Source organism: Burkholderia sp. 4NA327C6, assembly GCF_005502655.1.
GTDB classification, from domain to species: Bacteria; Pseudomonadota; Gammaproteobacteria; order Burkholderiales; family Burkholderiaceae; genus Burkholderia; species Burkholderia contaminans.
Genome location: NZ_SCNZ01000006.1, coordinates 12,440 through 27,043 on the forward strand (window position 1 = coordinate 12,440; position 14,604 = coordinate 27,043).

A 14,604-nucleotide genomic window follows, 5' to 3' on the forward strand; every position below is an offset into this window, starting at 1 on the left:
AGCGCGGCTCGTTTTTTTAATTTTTAGAGGAAACGTAACATCGCTACTGATAAGTCGTCGCACCGCATCAACGGTGAAATCACTGCGCCGGAAGTGCGTCTGGTCGGGATCGAGAACGAACCGCTCGGTATCGTAAAACTCGCTGATGCTTTCCGTAAATCGGAAGAACTGGATGTTGACCTGGTGGAAATCGCGCCGCAAGCGGTTCCCCCGGTTTGCCGTCTGATGGATTACGGCAAGTTCAAGTACCAGGAATCGAAGAAGCAGCACGAAGCGAAGCTGAAGCAGAAGGTCATCCAGGTCAAGGAAGTCAAGTTCCGGCCGGGTACCGATGACGGGGATTACAACGTCAAGCTCCGCAATCTCGTGCGCTTCCTCGAAGAAGGCGACAAGACGAAGATCACGTTGCGTTTCCGCGGCCGTGAAATGGCTCACCAGGAAATCGGTATGCGGATGCTTGAGCGTCTGCGCACGGATCTCGAGGAAGTCGGCCAGGTCGAGCAGATGCCGAAGATGGAAGGGCGCCAGATGATCATGGTGCTCTCGCCGAAGAAAAAGAAGTAACGAGCCCGCGCGCATCGCGCGCAGGTTCGCAGTGGTTCGGCGCGTTGCCCGGTCAGGGCGGCGTGCCAACAATGACGGCGGCTGCGCAAGCGGTCTGCCGTACACAAGTGGACTGGGTTTCGAAGGGCGGGTCAAGGGCGCAAGCCAACCGCACACCCATCGCCATCTAATAAACTGGAGTTGTTCGTCATGCCTAAGATGAAGACCAAGAAGAGTGCTGCAAAGCGCTTCGTGGTGCGTCCGGGCGGTACCGTCAAGCGCGGTCAAGCCTTCAAGCGTCACATCCTGACCAAGAAAACCACGAAGAACAAGCGTCACCTGCGCGGCGCAACGGCAGTTCATGATTCCGATCTGAACTCCGTCCGCGCGATGCTGCCGTTCGCGTAACCCCTAACTGATACTCTAAGGAGAGAAACATGCCTCGAGTCAAACGTGGGGTAACCGCACGGGCCCGCCACAAGAAGATCATCAACCTGGCCAAGGGTTATCGCGGCCGTCGCAATAACGTCTACCGCATCGCCAAGCAGGCGGTGATGCGCGCTGGTCAGTACGCGTACCGCGATCGCCGCAACAAGAAGCGTGTGTTCCGCGCACTGTGGATCACGCGTATCAACGCGGCAGTTCGCCAGCACGACATGACCTACAGCGTGTTCATCAACGGCCTGAAGAAGGCGTCGATCGAACTCGACCGTAAGGTGCTGGCCGACATGGCGGTGTTCGACAAGGCTGCTTTTGCTGCGATCGTCAAGCAGGTGAAAGCCGCCGTTGCAGCCTAATTGCGAAATTAGCACTGCGTGGTTAGTTGCAGCGAGGTTCCGGTAGTCTCGGCCGCTGCAGCGAAAACGGGGCTCTTCCGAGCCCCTTTTTTGTTTGGTGGGCGATTTCGCTCGCCAAGACCGAATGACGTTGGAAATGATGGGATCTATGGATCTGGACCAGATTGTCGCCGACGCGCAGCAGTCCTTCGAACAGGCTGCCGACATCACCACGCTCGAAAACGAGAAAGCACGATTTCTCGGCAAGTCGGGTGCGCTGACCGAGTTGCTGAAGGGCCTCGGCAAGCTCGATCCCGAAGCACGCAAGACCGAAGGTGCACGCATCAACGTCGCGAAGCAGCAGGTTGAAGCCGCGCTGACCGCCCGTCGCCAGGCACTGGCCGACGCGCTGCTGAATCAGCGACTCACTGCCGAAGCGATCGACGTGACGTTGCCGGGCCGCGGCGCCGGTGCAGGCAGCCTGCACCCCGTGATGCGCACGTGGGAGCGTGTCGAACAGATTTTCGGCTCGATCGGCTTCGATGTGGCCGACGGCCCCGAAATCGAGACCGACTGGTACAACTTCACGTCGCTGAACAGCCCGGAGAACCATCCGGCGCGTTCGATGCAGGACACCTTCTACGTCGAAGGCAAGGATGCCGACGGCCGCCAGCTGCTGCTGCGCACGCACACGAGCCCGATGCAGGTGCGTTACGCGCGCATGAACCGTCCGCCGATCAAGGTGATCGCGCCGGGCCGCACGTATCGCGTCGACAGCGATGCGACCCACTCGCCGATGTTCAATCAGGTGGAGGGGCTGTGGATCGACGAAAACATCAGCTTCGCCGACCTCAAGGGCGTCTATACCGACTTCCTGAAAAAATTCTTCGAGCGCGACGACATCCTCGTGCGCTTCCGTCCGTCGTATTTCCCGTTCACGGAACCGTCGGCCGAGATCGACATGATGTTCGAGCAAGGCAAGAACGCCGGCAAGTGGCTCGAGATCTCCGGTTCGGGGCAGGTGCATCCGACCGTGATTCGCAACATGGGCCTCGATCCCGAGCGCTACATCGGCTTTGCGTTCGGCAGCGGCCTCGAGCGCCTGACGATGCTGCGCTACGGCGTCCAGGATCTCCGGCTGTTCTTCGAGAACGACCTGCGTTTCCTGCGCCAGTTCGCGTAACGCCGCGCGCCGCGCCGACCTGTGCCCGTGCACGCCCCGACGGACGTTTCCGAGGGGCCCGGGCGTCGATCTAACCTGTTTCGAACGTAGACATCCATGCAATTCCCTGAATCCTGGTTGAGAACCTTTGTCGACCCGCAGCTGACGACCGACGAGCTGTCGCACGCGCTGACGATGGCGGGGCTCGAAGTCGAATCGCTGAGCAAGGCTGCGCCGCCGACGTCGAAGATCGTCGTCGGCCGCGTGCTCGAAGTCGTCAAGCATCCGGATGCGGACAAGCTCAATGTCTGCCAGGTCGACGCCGGCACCGGCGCGACGCTGAATATCGTTTGCGGCGCACCGAACGTCGCGCCCGGCATCAAGGTACCGGTCGCGCTGGTCGGCGCGGAACTGCCGCCGGCGGAAGAGGGCGGCAAGCCGTTCGCGATCAAGCTGTCGAAGCTGCGCGGCGTGGAGAGCCAGGGGATGCTGTGCTCGGCGCGCGAGCTGAAGCTGTCCGAGGATCACAGCGGCCTGCTGGTGCTGCCGGAAGACACGCCGGTCGGCCAGGACATCCGCGAGACGCTGAACCTCGACGACACGATCTTCGAAATCAAGCTGACGCCGAACAAGGCCGACTGCCTGTCCGTGTTCGGCATCGCCCGCGAGACGGCCGCGATCACCGGCGCACCGCTGACGCCGGTCGACATCCGCCCGGTGCGCGTCGAGCTCGACGAAACGCTGCCGGTGCGCATTGCCGCGCCCGATCTGTGCGGCCGCTTCTCGGGGCGTGTGATCCGCGGCGTGAACGCGCGTGCGAAGACCCCGCAGTGGATGGTCGAACGCCTCGAGCGTTCCGGCCAGCGCAGCGTATCGGCGCTCGTCGACATCTCGAACTATGTGATGTTCGAGCTTGGCCGCCCGTCGCACGTGTTCGATCTCGACAAGATCCACGGCGGCATCGAAGTGCGCTGGGGCAAGCGCGGCGAATCGCTGAAGCTGCTCAATGGCAACACGGTCGAACTCGACGAAACGGTCGGCGTGATTTCCGACGACCGGCAGGTCGAAAGCCTGGCCGGCATCATGGGCGGTGACAGCACGGCCGTCACGCTCGACACGACCAACATCTACCTGGAAGCCGCGTTCTGGTGGCCGGACAGCATCCGCGGCCGTGCGCGCAAGTACAACTTCTCGACCGATGCGGCGCATCGCTTCGAGCGCGGCGTCGACTACGCGACGACCGTCGAGCACGTCGAGCGCATCACGCAACTGATTCTCGAGATCTGCGGCGGCAAGGCCGGCCCGGTCGACGATCAGGCGGTGAACCTGCCGCAGCGCGCGCCGGTGAAGATGCGCGTATCGCGCGCGAACCGCATCATCGGCGTGCAGATCGGGGCCGACGAGATCGCCAGCATCTTCACGCGCCTCGGCCTGCCGTTCGAACGTGAAGACGACGCGTTCCTCGTCACGCCGCCGTCGCATCGCTTCGACATCGAGATCGAGGAAGACCTGATCGAGGAAGTGGCGCGCATCTACGGCTTTGAAAAGATCCCGGCGCGTCCGCCGGTCGCGACGAGCGAAATGCGCGCGACCAACGAGACGCGGCGCTCGATCCACGACATTCGTCACGCGCTGGCCGCGCGCGACTACGCGGAAACCGTCAACTTCAGCTTCGTCGATGCGGAGTGGGAGCAGGATTTCGCGGGCAACGACCACCCGATTCGCCTGCTGAACCCGATCGCGAGCCAGTTGTCGGTGATGCGCACGACGCTGTTCGGCAGCCTGATTTCCGTGCTGCGCCACAACCTGAACCGCCGCGCGGATCGCGTGCGCGTGTTCGAGGCTGGCCGCGTGTTCCTCACCGATACGGCGGCGAAGGCCGGCGAGCTGACGGTCGAGGGCTACGTGCAGCCGAAGCGTGTCGGTGCGCTTGCCTACGGTCCGGCGCTCGACGAGCAATGGGGCACGGCGACCCGCGCGGTCGATTTCTTCGACGTGAAGGGTGATCTCGAGGCACTGCTCGCACCCGCGACCGCACGCTTCGTGAAGGCAGAGCATCCGGCCCTTCATCCGGGCCGCAGCGCGCGCATCGAAGTCGACGGCCGTGCGGTCGGCTGGATCGGCGAACTGCACCCGCGCCTGATGCAGAAGTACGAACTGCCGCACGCGCCAGTGATGTTCGAGGTCGACACGGACGCGCTGATTGCACGTGCGTTGCCCGCGCCGACCGACGTATCGAAATTCCCGCCGGTTCGTCGCGATATCGCCGTTGTCGTCGATCAGGCGGTCGAGGTTCAGGCACTTTTCGACGAAATGAAGAAGGCGCTTGCCGAAGAGGCCTGCCGATTCGTTCAGAAGGTTGTACTCTTCGACGAATTTCGTGCAAAATCAAATACTTCCGGTGGTCTTGCCGCGCACGAGAAGAGCCTTGCCTTCCGCGTGACGCTGCAGGACGCGGCTGGCACGCTACAGGACGAGGTCGTCGATCAGGCTATCCAGACGCTGGTCGAGCGGATGGCTCGTACCGGTGCGCGCCTGCGCGGCTAAGGAAGAGGTCCGCCCGCTCGCGGGCGGCCTGTTCCGATCGTAAGTTTTGATTTAACGCGCTGTATGGCAGATATGAACGACATGACCTCGAGTGAATTCGAAGCCCTCCTGACGGCGCAACGCAGCGCCATGAACCGCGACGCTTCGGCGCCGGCGTCCACCGAGACGCCCACGCTGACGAAGGCGGAGCTGGCGGAGCTGCTGTTCGACAGCGTCGGGCTGAACAAGCGTGAAGCGAAGGACATGGTCGAGGCGTTTTTCGAGGTGATCCGTGACGCGCTCGAAAACGGCGAGAGCGTCAAGCTGTCGGGGTTCGGCAATTTCCAATTGCGCGACAAGCCGCAGCGTCCGGGCCGCAATCCGAAGACGGGCGAGGCGATTCCGATCGCGGCCCGCCGGGTGGTAACCTTCCACGCGAGCCAGAAGCTGAAGGCGCTGGTCGAAAACGGCGCGGAGTAAGCCCCCCGCTGACGCACCCGCGCGGCCGCCGCGCACCCTTTACCGACGGTTAACCGACGATGACCACTACGGTTGAGAAAGTCGTCTTGCCTCCGATTCCCGCGAAGCGCTACTTCACGATCGGTGAAGTCAGCGAACTTTGCGGGGTCAAGCCGCATGTGCTGCGTTATTGGGAACAGGAATTTACTCAACTGCGGCCGGTGAAGCGGCGTGGCAATCGCCGGTATTACCAGCACCACGAAGTGCTGCTGATCCGGCGGATTCGCGAGTTGCTGTACGAGCAGGGATTCACGATCAACGGCGCGCGCAACCGGCTCGATTCGCCGGCCGGCGAGCGGGCCGCGGCGGCACCCGTCGAGCCGGAGATGCAGGCCACCGATGCGCGCGTGCCAGGCAGGGCGGGCTCGACCGTCGACGTCATCGCATTGCGACAGGCGCTGCTCGACGTGATCGACGGACTGAAGCACGACTGAGCGCGAAGCGCGAAGGATGAAATGAAAAGCCCGGTTGGCGGCGCGCCACCGGGCTTTTTTCATGCGTGTCGCGCGCGTTTCAGCGCGACGCGAGCGGATTCTTCTGCCCCATGTCGACGACCAGCGTGCCGTCCGGCAGCATCCGCACCGAGCCTTGCGCGACCTGGTTGCGGTAGTCGTACAGGTCGAAACGCATCGGGCCGGCCTCGGCCGAATTCCGGATCAGCGCACGCACGTTCAGTTCGAGCACGTTGAACATCTTCATGTCGCCGCCTTCCATCCACATGTAGCTCGGTGCATCGATCTGCGGCCGCTGCGGCGCGGGCGCGCCTGCCACGCGCCTGAACGTGAGGCGCAGCCCGTCGCGCTCGACCGTCGCCTGTCCGAGCTTGCCGTTCAGCACGGGTGGCGGGAACACGGTGTACTGGTCGAGCACGAGCGTGTCGCCACGCAGTTCCGCGCCGCGGCGCTGCAACGGTGTCAGCGAAGCGAGCTCGATGCCGAGCGAACGCAGCAGTTTCGCCTGCGGGATGCCGAGCACCGACACCTGCGACGGTTTGAACGCGAGATGCCGGTCGTCGAGCACGGACAGCGTGCCCTTCATGTCGGTCGGCAGCCAGACGCCCGGCACATGGTTCCACAGTTTGATGCCACCCTGGACGCGCAGGTTAGTGCCGTCCGCGCTCAGTTGCAGGTCGTTGAGCGAGCGGGGTGAGTAGTCGAGCAGATAGTCGTTGAAGAGCGCGGACATCGCCTTCCACGACTCCACGACGGTGCCGCCGAGAATGCGGATGTCGTACTGGTTCGGATCGTCGAGATCGACGGGTTCGCCGGGCCGCTTCGATACGAGTTCCACGTCGAGGTCCTCGACGTGAAAGCCGATATCCCCGGACAGGTTGAAGTCGACGTTGCGCAGATGGATCGTCGGGTTGCGGTTCGACACGTGCCGCTCGTTGAACGGCGTGGTCGACGTGCGCCGCATCGCGACCTTCTGCATGCCGGGGTGGGCGGGGTTCGCCGCGAGTGCGTAGGCTTCCCAGTGCTGGCGGATGTCGCGCAGCGCATTCTGTTGCGCGGCGAGGAAGCTGTCGTTCAGGCGCGCGGCCGCGTTGCCGAGCAACGCGCCGCTGGCCGGGCCCGCATACGAAGGCATCCGGATCGCCATCGCGCCGCTTTCGTCGAAATTGAAGTAGCCGGCCGACACCTGGTCGCGATAGTGATACAGGTCGAACACGAAAGTCTGGTCACGCTTTGTGGAATCGACCGGGCCGATCAGGATGTCCGCATTCATCGGCATCGAGCGCATGAACTTCACGTCGCCGCCGCGAATGTACATCGCTTGTTGCGGTGCGTTCGCGGGCATTGCGAAGCCGGCATGCGTGCCGTCGTCGAGCTTCAGGTCGAGGCCGGCCGGCGTCACGCGCAGCGCGGTGATCGTGAGCTTCAGGCGCGGCGGCGGCATCAGCTTGTCGACCGACATCACGAGGTCGTCGCCGGCGAGCTGCGCGATCGGCGTCTGGACTTTCAGCAGGTCGGCCATCTTCACGTTGGCCGCGCGCATCACCGGCTGCGCGTTGATGCCCGATACGCGCACGCCCGTCGGATGGAACACGAGCTGGCTGCCGTCACGGATCGCGAGCGTACCGGTCAGCGAGAACGGCACCCAGCCGTCACGTTGCATCTCGCCTTGCAGGTGAATCACGCCGTCGCCGGCCGAAACGGCGAGCTTGCGCAACGGCGCGTTGCGGTAGCCGAAGATGTACGTGTTGAAGAGGGCGGTGAGCTTCGCGTCGTCGAGCGTGACCGTACCTTCGTGCACGTCGATCTGGAAACTGGTCGGATCGTCGAACACGATCGGCGCGCCGGCTTGCGTCGGTACCAGCGTGGCCGACAACTGATGGATGAAGAAGCCGAGGTTGTTGACGATGCGGAAATCGACGTCACGCAAGAACGTCATCGCGCCGTTCTGGCCCGAGTCGCGCAGCGTGAACGGGCGCGGTTGCGTGAGGTTGATCGATGCGAGCGACGGCACGGTGCGTGCGATCTGCTGCTCGCGGGCGAGACGTTCGGCCTTGGTGCGTTCGATCCTCGTCGACGCGACCGACGTGTTGCCGTCACGCTGCGCGGATGATTCCGCGCAACCGGCGCACAGCAGCGCGAGCGCCAGCACGCCGCAGCCGAACACGCGGGACCTCGTGGGCGAGATCGGGCGGCCCGTGCGTGGCGGGCCGGAAATCCAGTCGAAAATTGCCAAAGGCGAGCGATGGCCGCGCCGGACCGCATTCCGCATCGTCTGTCTCCATGTCTTGTCGTGATCGACGGCGGCGCGCACCACTGCACGGCGCGAGCGTCGATGCCGTGCAGTGTGGCATAGCGCCCTAGAGCGGCGTTACCAAACAACGGGCGCCGGGGTGCGGCGGTCCGGCGGGCTTCGGGACAATGGATTCGGGGTGGTTGGGCGGCTGAATCAAACGGTCGTTTGGTTTGCGCGGCCCGTCGTCGGCGAATGTTTCTGCGACCGGGAAAATCCGCTGCAGCGTTGGCCGATGCGGGTTTCGCCGGATGCGACGAGTAGCGGCCGCGGCGGTCGAGGCGATGGGGCGAACAGGCCCCGTCGCAGCAGCCCTTGATCAAACCAGCATGTGCTGCCGGATTGCGTCCAGCGTCGCCTGGTCGAGCTGCAACCCGTTCGAGATATACGACGCCATCGAGCCGTACGAGGCGGTGACCTGGTCGAACGCTGCCTGCAGATAGTCGGTGTGCGCGCCTTGAAGCACGGCCATCATGTCTGCCGCATTTTGCCCGCCGGCTTTTTTGGCCTGGACGACCGACGCTGCGATTTCCGATGCACTATAGACGTTCGTCAGCAGATAGTCTGCGAGTATCGTCTGTTCGGACGCGCCCAGGATCGTGTGCAGGATCGCGGTTGCCCAGCCCGTGCGATCCTTGCCTGCTGTGCAGTGGAACACCAGGTTTTCGCCTGAGCCAGCGAAGCCGGTGAAGAGCGCGTGGTAGCTGGCATGCGCGGTGTCCGACGTGACGAACGCGCGGTACATGCTCGACATGAATGCCGTCGCGGTGGCGCCGGTGGTCGGGATCGGATCGATGCCGGCAGCCCCGAGCACGTTGAGGTTTTGCCAGGCGGCGCCGGCCAGCGGCACATCCGGTTGCGTCTTGATCTCGGCGGGCGTGCGCAGGTCGCGGACCTGCCTGATGCCGAGCGTGCCGACGATGGCGATGTCCGCGGCCGACAGCGCGAGCGCGGATGAACGATAGATCACGCCTTTTTTCATCTTCGCGCCGCTCGTTGTCACGTAGCCGGTTCCGTCCGGCCCGGCCGTGTCGCGAAAATTCGATGCGGAACGCAACCGTGGTGTCGTGACCGGCGCGACCGAAATCGAGTCGCCTCCGCAGCCCGTCAGAAGCGATGCGCTTCCCAGCGCCATGCCTATCGTACCGGTGCCCAGCCGGAGAAAATGTCGACGGGTAATTTCGTTTTTCTGATGCATTCAATGCCCTGTGTCGGAGACGGTTACAAGAGGTCGCGACTGCGGTGGTCTCCGAAGCCGCCCCCCGTATTACGCGATGCCGCAGAGCCCGGGGCAGCCGGATCGATCGACATGCAGTCGGACGGTCCGCCCGTGCGCATCGATCTCGCACCGGGTAACCGCACGGTAGCGATATACGGCGAACCGGCCATCGTCCTTTTCGATTAGGTCGCAATGTGGAGCAGCGGTGTCGAATGCGCGTTGTCGACAGGTGGGATCGGCGGCAACAGCGAGGTAAGATCGGCATCAGTGGCTGTATCGACCAAAGCACAGTAGCCATCACGGGGAAACGTCATGGATCTCAAGGAAGTCGACGTATTGGGTGCGGGCGTGGGCGATCACTGGTACTACGCGTCGAAGGCGAGTGCGATCCGTCGGTTCCTGGGGGCGCCGGGCGCGAACCGGATACTCGATGTCGGTGCTGGCTCAGGCTTCTTTTCGAAGCATTTGCTGGAGCGTACGCAGGCGACGGAGGCGTGGTGTGTCGATACGAGCTACGCCGACGATACCGACGGCGAGGCGTCCGGCAAGCCCATCCACTTTCGGCGATCCGTTGACCGATTCGATGCCGATCTCGTGTTGCTGATGGACGTGCTCGAGCATGTCGACGACGATGTCGGTCTGCTCACGCAGTACGTAAAGGGCGCGCCTTCGGGCAGCCGCTTTCTGATCACGGTTCCCGCGTTCCAGTTTCTCTGGAGCGGTCATGACGATTTTCTCGAGCACAAGCGCCGATATACGCTCGGCAGTCTCGAGGACGTGGTGCGTCGCTCGGGGCTCGAGGTCGAACACGGCGCCTATTATTTCGGTCTCACGTTTCCGCTTGCGGCAGCGTTGCGGCTCGGCGAGCGGGTGCGTCGGCAGCCGAGCGAGCCGGCGTCGCAATTGCGTCGTCATCATCCGTTCGTCAACGGCCTGCTCAAGTCGATCTGCCGGATCGAGTTACCGATATTCCGTTTCAACCGCGTCGCCGGGCTGACGGTCATCTGTGTTGCGCGCAAGCGGTGAATGCGAGGTGCGGGCGTGTAATCGGTGCGCAAATCGCCCCGTCGTTGCTCGCCTCGGCGTCCTCACGCCAAAAAATTTCACAAGAATGTTCCCAAAATGCATGCGACCCGTTCTAAATCGGAAAACTGTCTGTTATAATTTTTTTCTTTCGGGGCGTAGCGCAGCCTGGTAGCGTACCTGCATGGGGTGCAGGTGGTCGGAGGTTCAAATCCTCTCGCCCCGACCAGACAAAGAACCCGCGTCAGTTCAGGCTGACGCGGGTTTTTTCTTGCCGGTCGCTTTTTTGCACATCGCGGCGCGGCCCCGGTAAAATGCAAGGTTGATCCACGGAAAGCGCCGTGATTTAGCGGAAGAGGATTCCCCGAACATGACTGATCTTCGTCTTACCATGCGGTTCGCTGCAGTGCTCGCCACCGGCGCGCTCGTCGCCGGTTGCGGTACGTCGTCGCCCACGAAAGTGGACTACAAGAGCGATTCGAAATCGAAGGAAGCGTCGCTCGCAGTGCCGCCCAACATGCTCGACGAGACGGCCGATCAGCGCTCGCTGCCGCCCCAGGGCGGCGCGACTTCCCTGTCCGCGCTTCAGCAGGTCCAGCAGGCAGCGCCTGCGCTGGACACCGTTGCTCCGGCTGTCGCCGGCATGCATATCCAGCGCGACGGCACCGAGAGCTGGCTCGTGATCGACGGCAAGCAGCCCGCCGACGTCTGGCCGCAGGTTCGCCGCTTCTGGCAGGAACAGGGCTTCCTGCTCGTCGTCGACCAGCGCGACAAGGGCGTGATGGAAACCGACTGGAACGAAACCCATCCGCAGATCAACGACGGCCTGATCCGTAGCGTGATCTCGAAGGCGATGGGCAACTCGTACGTGACGGCCGAGCGCAACAAGTACCGTACGCGTCTCGATTCGGCGCCGAATGGCGGCACTTACGTGTTCATCAGCCAGAAGGGGATGCGCGAAGCGATCACGGGCTCGAACAACGATTCGAGCAAGTGGGAAGCGAAGCCGAACGATCCGGCGCTCGAGACCGAATACCTGAAGCGATTGATGGCCGTGCTCGCACAGAACGAGCAGCGCGCGAAGAACGGCGAGCCGCCGATCGCGAACATCAAGGACAACACGGTGCCGGCGGCCAAGGACAAGAAGGCCGACGACGCATCGTCGAAGGCTGCTGCAGCGATTGCCGCGCAAAACGTCTCCCGCACGTCGGCGCAAGGCAACGATGCGGCCGACGCTGCCGTCCCGTCGGAAGTCACGCTCGGCGAGCCGTACGACCGGTCATGGCTGCACGTCGGTCTCGCGCTAGATCGTGCGAACTTCACGGTGGACGATCGTGATCGCTCGAAGGGCCTGTATTTCGTGCGTTATGTCGATCCGAAGGATCTGACTTCGGCCGAGCAGGGCTTCTGGAGCCAGTTGTTCCATGGCAAGAAGGAAAAGCAGGCGAAGCAGTACCGTGTCAACGTGAAGGCACTCACGGCCGACCAGACGCGCGTGGCGGTAGTCGACGATTCGGGTGCGATCGACACGTCGTCGCCGGCTCGCCAGATCATGGGGTTGCTCGTGAATCAGCTCCGCTGATTTCGACGTTTCTCCGCATCGATGAAAAGCCCGCCACATGGCGGGCTTTTTTCTTGGCCACTCGCCGGCGCACACGTGTGCTGGACGTTCAGTCACTCTTCGTGACGTTACGTAACATCCGCGCGTTACGGCGGAAAAACCCGTGTCGCATTGTCGGTGGTCAAAAATTTGTCTTTATAAATCAATGGGCTGGTTGATTCGTGGTGGTTGGCACGCAACCTGCTTTATATGTTGGAATTGTTGAACAGGGAGGGTGACGTCAGATATCGGAGGTGCGCCGCGAGCGCTCGATCAACGGTATCGATGTCTTCGAATGTCGACGCGACAAGCGTCGGCGCAACTGATGACGATCCGCGCCAGCGTGCGGATCTCGATGGCCCCGTCGCCTATCCTCGTAGGGCGACGGTTTCGCCCGCGCTTCTCTGAAGCGCGGGCTATTTTTTTTGGGGCCGTCGTGCGATACCGTGCCGGCGCAGCCAATGCGCGATTCGCGTATTCTCGGACTTTTCCGGATGAGGGGGAGGCGGGAATGGCGGAAATTGCAGTCGTGGCGCTGATCGTGGCAAAGCCGGGCGCCGAGGAGAAGTTGCGGGCCCAGCTCGAAGGGATCGTCGAACCGACCCGCAACGAAGCGGGAGCGTTGCAGTACGACCTGCATCGGGACCTGAAGGAACCGGCGCGATTCGTATTCGTCGAGCGCTGGGAAAGCGAGGAGGCGCTGGCTGCTCATGCGCGTTCCGCGCACATTCTCGCTTACCGGGAAGCGGCCGCGGACTGGATCGAGCGTTCCGAAATCCGCGTGCTGTCGAAGCTCGTCTGAGCCGGGTGGGGCGACCGGACACGTCCGGTCGCGGGGTGCGTCAGTGCGACGTGTTGGGTACGTCGAGGATCAGGATGATCGTCCAGTCGGCGTCGCCGTCGTGATGGTACTGGCGCTCGGCGACGATGAACGGCTGCTGCTTGCCTTGCGGGCCGAGGAAAAGCACGTCGCCCTCCATCGGCAGGCACTCGATCGGCGGCAGCGCGAGGAACGCGTCAGCCGAGCCGCGGGGCATCAGTTGCTTGATCTGGCGAGTGGCGGCTTCGGTCCACTCGATGTCGAGTTGAATGTTGCTCATGCTGTCCTCCGCACCGGGGTGCGCACGGGTGGATAATTTCGGTGCGCGACTTTAGCACAGCGCACGGGCACCGCAACCAAAAAAGCCGAACCCGGTTGCCCGGATTCGGCTTTTCGCTTGTGCGGTGCCGCCGAACTTACTGGCTGGCAGCGTCTGCAGCCTTGGCAGCCTTCTTGCCGGCCTTCTTCGCAGCTGCCTTGTGGTGAGCAGCCTTCTTGCCGTGGTGATGCTCTTCCTGCACCGCCGGCTGAGCGGCTTCAGCCGCTTGCTGCTGCTGCAGCGCCTGTGCGCGTTGCTCGATCTCGGAGATCTTGGCCGGATCGGTAATCGTCTTGATTTCCGTGCTCTCTTGCGCATACGCTGCGCCAGTCAGCGCCGACATCGCTACCAGGATAGCCAGGGACGTCTTCTTCATTGCTTTACCTCCGCTAAGTGGTGATGAACCCGAGTGTTGCCGTTTTGTCTGGCGACTGCAATCGAGTGCGTGTCGAGTGTAACAAAAGTGACGGATCAATGTGCACCGGATCGTGGCGCTACGCAAGGCCCCGTTGAAGTCGCGCAACACTTCGCACACCTCGTCACGCGCCTGCCATCGTCGTCGCTGCAGGCATTTCCGCTCCGGTTTCCCCGGAGCCGTCAGAACCACCCGAGCCATCGATAGACATGGAACTGCGCGATGCCGACCAGTTCGTGCAATGCCTGCTCGGCATTGACTACATTGCGCCAGCGCGGCAGCCAACCTGTTTGCGCGCGCCGGCGATTCGCATAAACGGGCTGCGGATCGATCCCGAACCGCTGGAAATCGAGCAACGCGCGGCGCATCTGATATGACGAAGTGACGAGAATGCGTGCGTCGTCATACTGTGGGCGTAGTATAGATGCAGTGAATTTCGCGTTTTCGTAGGTTGTGCGGCTATCCGGTTCCAGAACGAGGTCCGCGGGCGCGACACCTTCGGCGACGAGTTGGCGCCCGTATACGGCAGCCTCGGATTCGCCGTGATGCTGCGGGTCGCCGCCCGACATCACCACGGTGCAGTGCTCGGCTTGCTGCCGGCAGGTGCGGTAGAGCGCTGCGACCTTGTGGATGCGAGCGGTTCCGTCAGGTGGCGGCCGCAGCCCGGAATCGGTGCGCTTCGTACCGGCGCCGATGAGAATCAGTGTGGTCCGTCCATGCATGTCCGGGTGCTCGACGGGTGTGACGCCCGCCTCGGTCCAGGCGATCAGCGGCGCGGCGAGCCAGCCTGTCGCGAGCAGCCAGGACAGCGCAACGGCGGCGAACGAGATGATTCGTCGCCGCTTGCGGAAGAGCATGAAACAGATGAAGAGAAGTACAAATGAATCGAACAGAATCAATTTGATTGGGGTATGGTGTCTTTTTATGGACGGCTGAC

15 protein-coding genes and 1 tRNA gene are annotated in these 14,604 nt (G+C 63.0%); 11 read left to right on the plus strand and 5 right to left on the minus strand.

The window, feature by feature from the left end; genetic code table 11:
• Positions 1 to 39: 39 nt before the first annotated feature.
• From infC to FFS49_RS07910, 7 genes are all read left to right on the plus strand, one after another.
• Complete coding sequence (gene infC / locus FFS49_RS07880; protein ID WP_071734130.1) at positions 40 to 564, plus strand: translation initiation factor IF-3; 525 nt, start codon at positions 40 to 42, stop codon at positions 562 to 564.
• A gap of 189 nt (positions 565 to 753) precedes the next feature.
• Entirely contained in the window at positions 754 to 951 is a 198-nt protein-coding gene (gene rpmI, locus FFS49_RS07885; RefSeq protein WP_004191477.1) for a 50S ribosomal protein L35, read from the plus strand.
• A 29-nt stretch (positions 952 to 980) separates the two neighbouring features.
• Positions 981 to 1,340: a 50S ribosomal protein L20 gene (rplT, locus tag FFS49_RS07890; RefSeq protein WP_004192938.1), complete on the plus strand. Its 360-nt coding sequence runs from the start codon at positions 981 to 983 to the stop codon at positions 1,338 to 1,340.
• Between the two features lie 148 nt (positions 1,341 to 1,488).
• Positions 1,489 to 2,502, plus strand: coding sequence for a phenylalanine--tRNA ligase subunit alpha (gene pheS, locus FFS49_RS07895; protein WP_006486107.1), 1,014 nt, complete (start codon positions 1,489 to 1,491; stop codon positions 2,500 to 2,502).
• A gap of 96 nt (positions 2,503 to 2,598) precedes the next feature.
• Entirely contained in the window at positions 2,599 to 5,028 is a 2,430-nt protein-coding gene (gene pheT, locus FFS49_RS07900) for a phenylalanine--tRNA ligase subunit beta (protein WP_105816704.1), read from the plus strand.
• 72 nt (positions 5,029 to 5,100) lie between these two features.
• Positions 5,101 to 5,487: an integration host factor subunit alpha gene (locus tag FFS49_RS07905; protein WP_006486093.1), complete on the plus strand. Its 387-nt coding sequence runs from the start codon at positions 5,101 to 5,103 to the stop codon at positions 5,485 to 5,487.
• A gap of 59 nt (positions 5,488 to 5,546) precedes the next feature.
• A complete protein-coding gene (locus FFS49_RS07910) occupies positions 5,547 to 5,960 on the plus strand; it encodes a MerR family transcriptional regulator (RefSeq protein WP_039371439.1) in 414 nt (137 codons plus the stop codon).
• A 79-nt stretch (positions 5,961 to 6,039) separates the two neighbouring features.
• On the opposite strand, the gene FFS49_RS07915 is transcribed toward FFS49_RS07910, so the two are convergent.
• On the minus strand, positions 6,040 to 8,250 hold the full coding sequence (locus FFS49_RS07915) for a hypothetical protein (RefSeq protein WP_105816711.1): 2,211 nt from the start codon (positions 8,248 to 8,250) through the stop codon (positions 6,040 to 6,042).
• A gap of 340 nt (positions 8,251 to 8,590) precedes the next feature.
• Entirely contained in the window at positions 8,591 to 9,406 is an 816-nt protein-coding gene (locus FFS49_RS07920) for a tyrosine-protein phosphatase (protein WP_224755931.1), read from the minus strand.
• Positions 9,407 to 9,802: 396 nt separating this feature from the next.
• On the opposite strand from FFS49_RS07920, the gene FFS49_RS07925 reads away from it, so the two are divergent.
• The 4 genes from FFS49_RS07925 to FFS49_RS07940 all read left to right on the plus strand — a co-directional run bounded on the left by FFS49_RS07925 (position 9,803) and on the right by FFS49_RS07940 (position 12,915).
• Positions 9,803 to 10,516 carry a methyltransferase domain-containing protein gene (locus FFS49_RS07925; RefSeq protein WP_105816702.1) on the plus strand — a complete coding sequence of 238 codons (714 nt, stop codon included), beginning with the start codon at positions 9,803 to 9,805 and terminating at the stop codon, positions 10,514 to 10,516.
• Positions 10,517 to 10,665: 149 nt separating this feature from the next.
• Positions 10,666 to 10,742: transfer RNA gene (locus tag FFS49_RS07930), tRNA-Pro, on the plus strand.
• Between the two features lie 141 nt (positions 10,743 to 10,883).
• Positions 10,884 to 12,095, plus strand: coding sequence for an outer membrane protein assembly factor BamC (gene bamC, locus FFS49_RS07935; protein ID WP_039371451.1), 1,212 nt, complete (start codon positions 10,884 to 10,886; stop codon positions 12,093 to 12,095).
• A 529-nt stretch (positions 12,096 to 12,624) separates the two neighbouring features.
• Positions 12,625 to 12,915 (plus strand): putative quinol monooxygenase, encoded by a 291-nt coding sequence (locus tag FFS49_RS07940; RefSeq protein ID WP_039339313.1) that lies wholly within the window; start codon positions 12,625 to 12,627, stop codon positions 12,913 to 12,915.
• A gap of 40 nt (positions 12,916 to 12,955) precedes the next feature.
• Here the strand turns inward: FFS49_RS07940 and FFS49_RS07945 are convergent, their stop codons facing one another.
• The 3 genes from FFS49_RS07945 to FFS49_RS07955 form a co-directional block, all read right to left on the minus strand.
• Complete coding sequence (locus FFS49_RS07945; protein ID WP_021162409.1) at positions 12,956 to 13,213, minus strand: hypothetical protein; 258 nt, start codon at positions 13,211 to 13,213, stop codon at positions 12,956 to 12,958.
• Positions 13,214 to 13,349: 136 nt separating this feature from the next.
• Positions 13,350 to 13,628 carry a hypothetical protein gene (locus FFS49_RS07950; RefSeq protein ID WP_039339310.1) on the minus strand — a complete coding sequence of 93 codons (279 nt, stop codon included), beginning with the start codon at positions 13,626 to 13,628 and terminating at the stop codon, positions 13,350 to 13,352.
• 221 nt (positions 13,629 to 13,849) lie between these two features.
• On the minus strand, positions 13,850 to 14,566 hold the full coding sequence (locus FFS49_RS07955; RefSeq protein WP_105816701.1) for a YdcF family protein: 717 nt from the start codon (positions 14,564 to 14,566) through the stop codon (positions 13,850 to 13,852).
• Positions 14,567 to 14,604: the final 38 nt, after the last annotated feature.

Coding starts and splice junctions, on each gene's coding strand:
- FFS49_RS07915 (WP_105816711.1), bottom strand. CDS start 8,250: ATGCGGAATGCGGTCCGGCGCGGCCATCGCTCGCCTTTGGCAATTTTC.
- FFS49_RS07910 (WP_039371439.1), top strand. CDS start 5,547: ATGACCACTACGGTTGAGAAAGTCGTCTTGCCTCCGATTCCCGCGAAG.
- bamC (WP_039371451.1), top strand. CDS start 10,884: ATGACTGATCTTCGTCTTACCATGCGGTTCGCTGCAGTGCTCGCCACC.
- rplT (WP_004192938.1), top strand. CDS start 981: ATGCCTCGAGTCAAACGTGGGGTAACCGCACGGGCCCGCCACAAGAAG.
- FFS49_RS07950 (WP_039339310.1), bottom strand. CDS start 13,628: ATGAAGAAGACGTCCCTGGCTATCCTGGTAGCGATGTCGGCGCTGACT.
- pheS (WP_006486107.1), top strand. CDS start 1,489: ATGGATCTGGACCAGATTGTCGCCGACGCGCAGCAGTCCTTCGAACAG.
- FFS49_RS07945 (WP_021162409.1), bottom strand. CDS start 13,213: ATGAGCAACATTCAACTCGACATCGAGTGGACCGAAGCCGCCACTCGC.
- rpmI (WP_004191477.1), top strand. CDS start 754: ATGCCTAAGATGAAGACCAAGAAGAGTGCTGCAAAGCGCTTCGTGGTG.
- FFS49_RS07940 (WP_039339313.1), top strand. CDS start 12,625: ATGGCGGAAATTGCAGTCGTGGCGCTGATCGTGGCAAAGCCGGGCGCC.
- FFS49_RS07925 (WP_105816702.1), top strand. CDS start 9,803: ATGGATCTCAAGGAAGTCGACGTATTGGGTGCGGGCGTGGGCGATCAC.
- FFS49_RS07905 (WP_006486093.1), top strand. CDS start 5,101: ATGAACGACATGACCTCGAGTGAATTCGAAGCCCTCCTGACGGCGCAA.
- FFS49_RS07920 (WP_224755931.1), bottom strand. CDS start 9,406: ATGGCGCTGGGAAGCGCATCGCTTCTGACGGGCTGCGGAGGCGACTCG.
- pheT (WP_105816704.1), top strand. CDS start 2,599: ATGCAATTCCCTGAATCCTGGTTGAGAACCTTTGTCGACCCGCAGCTG.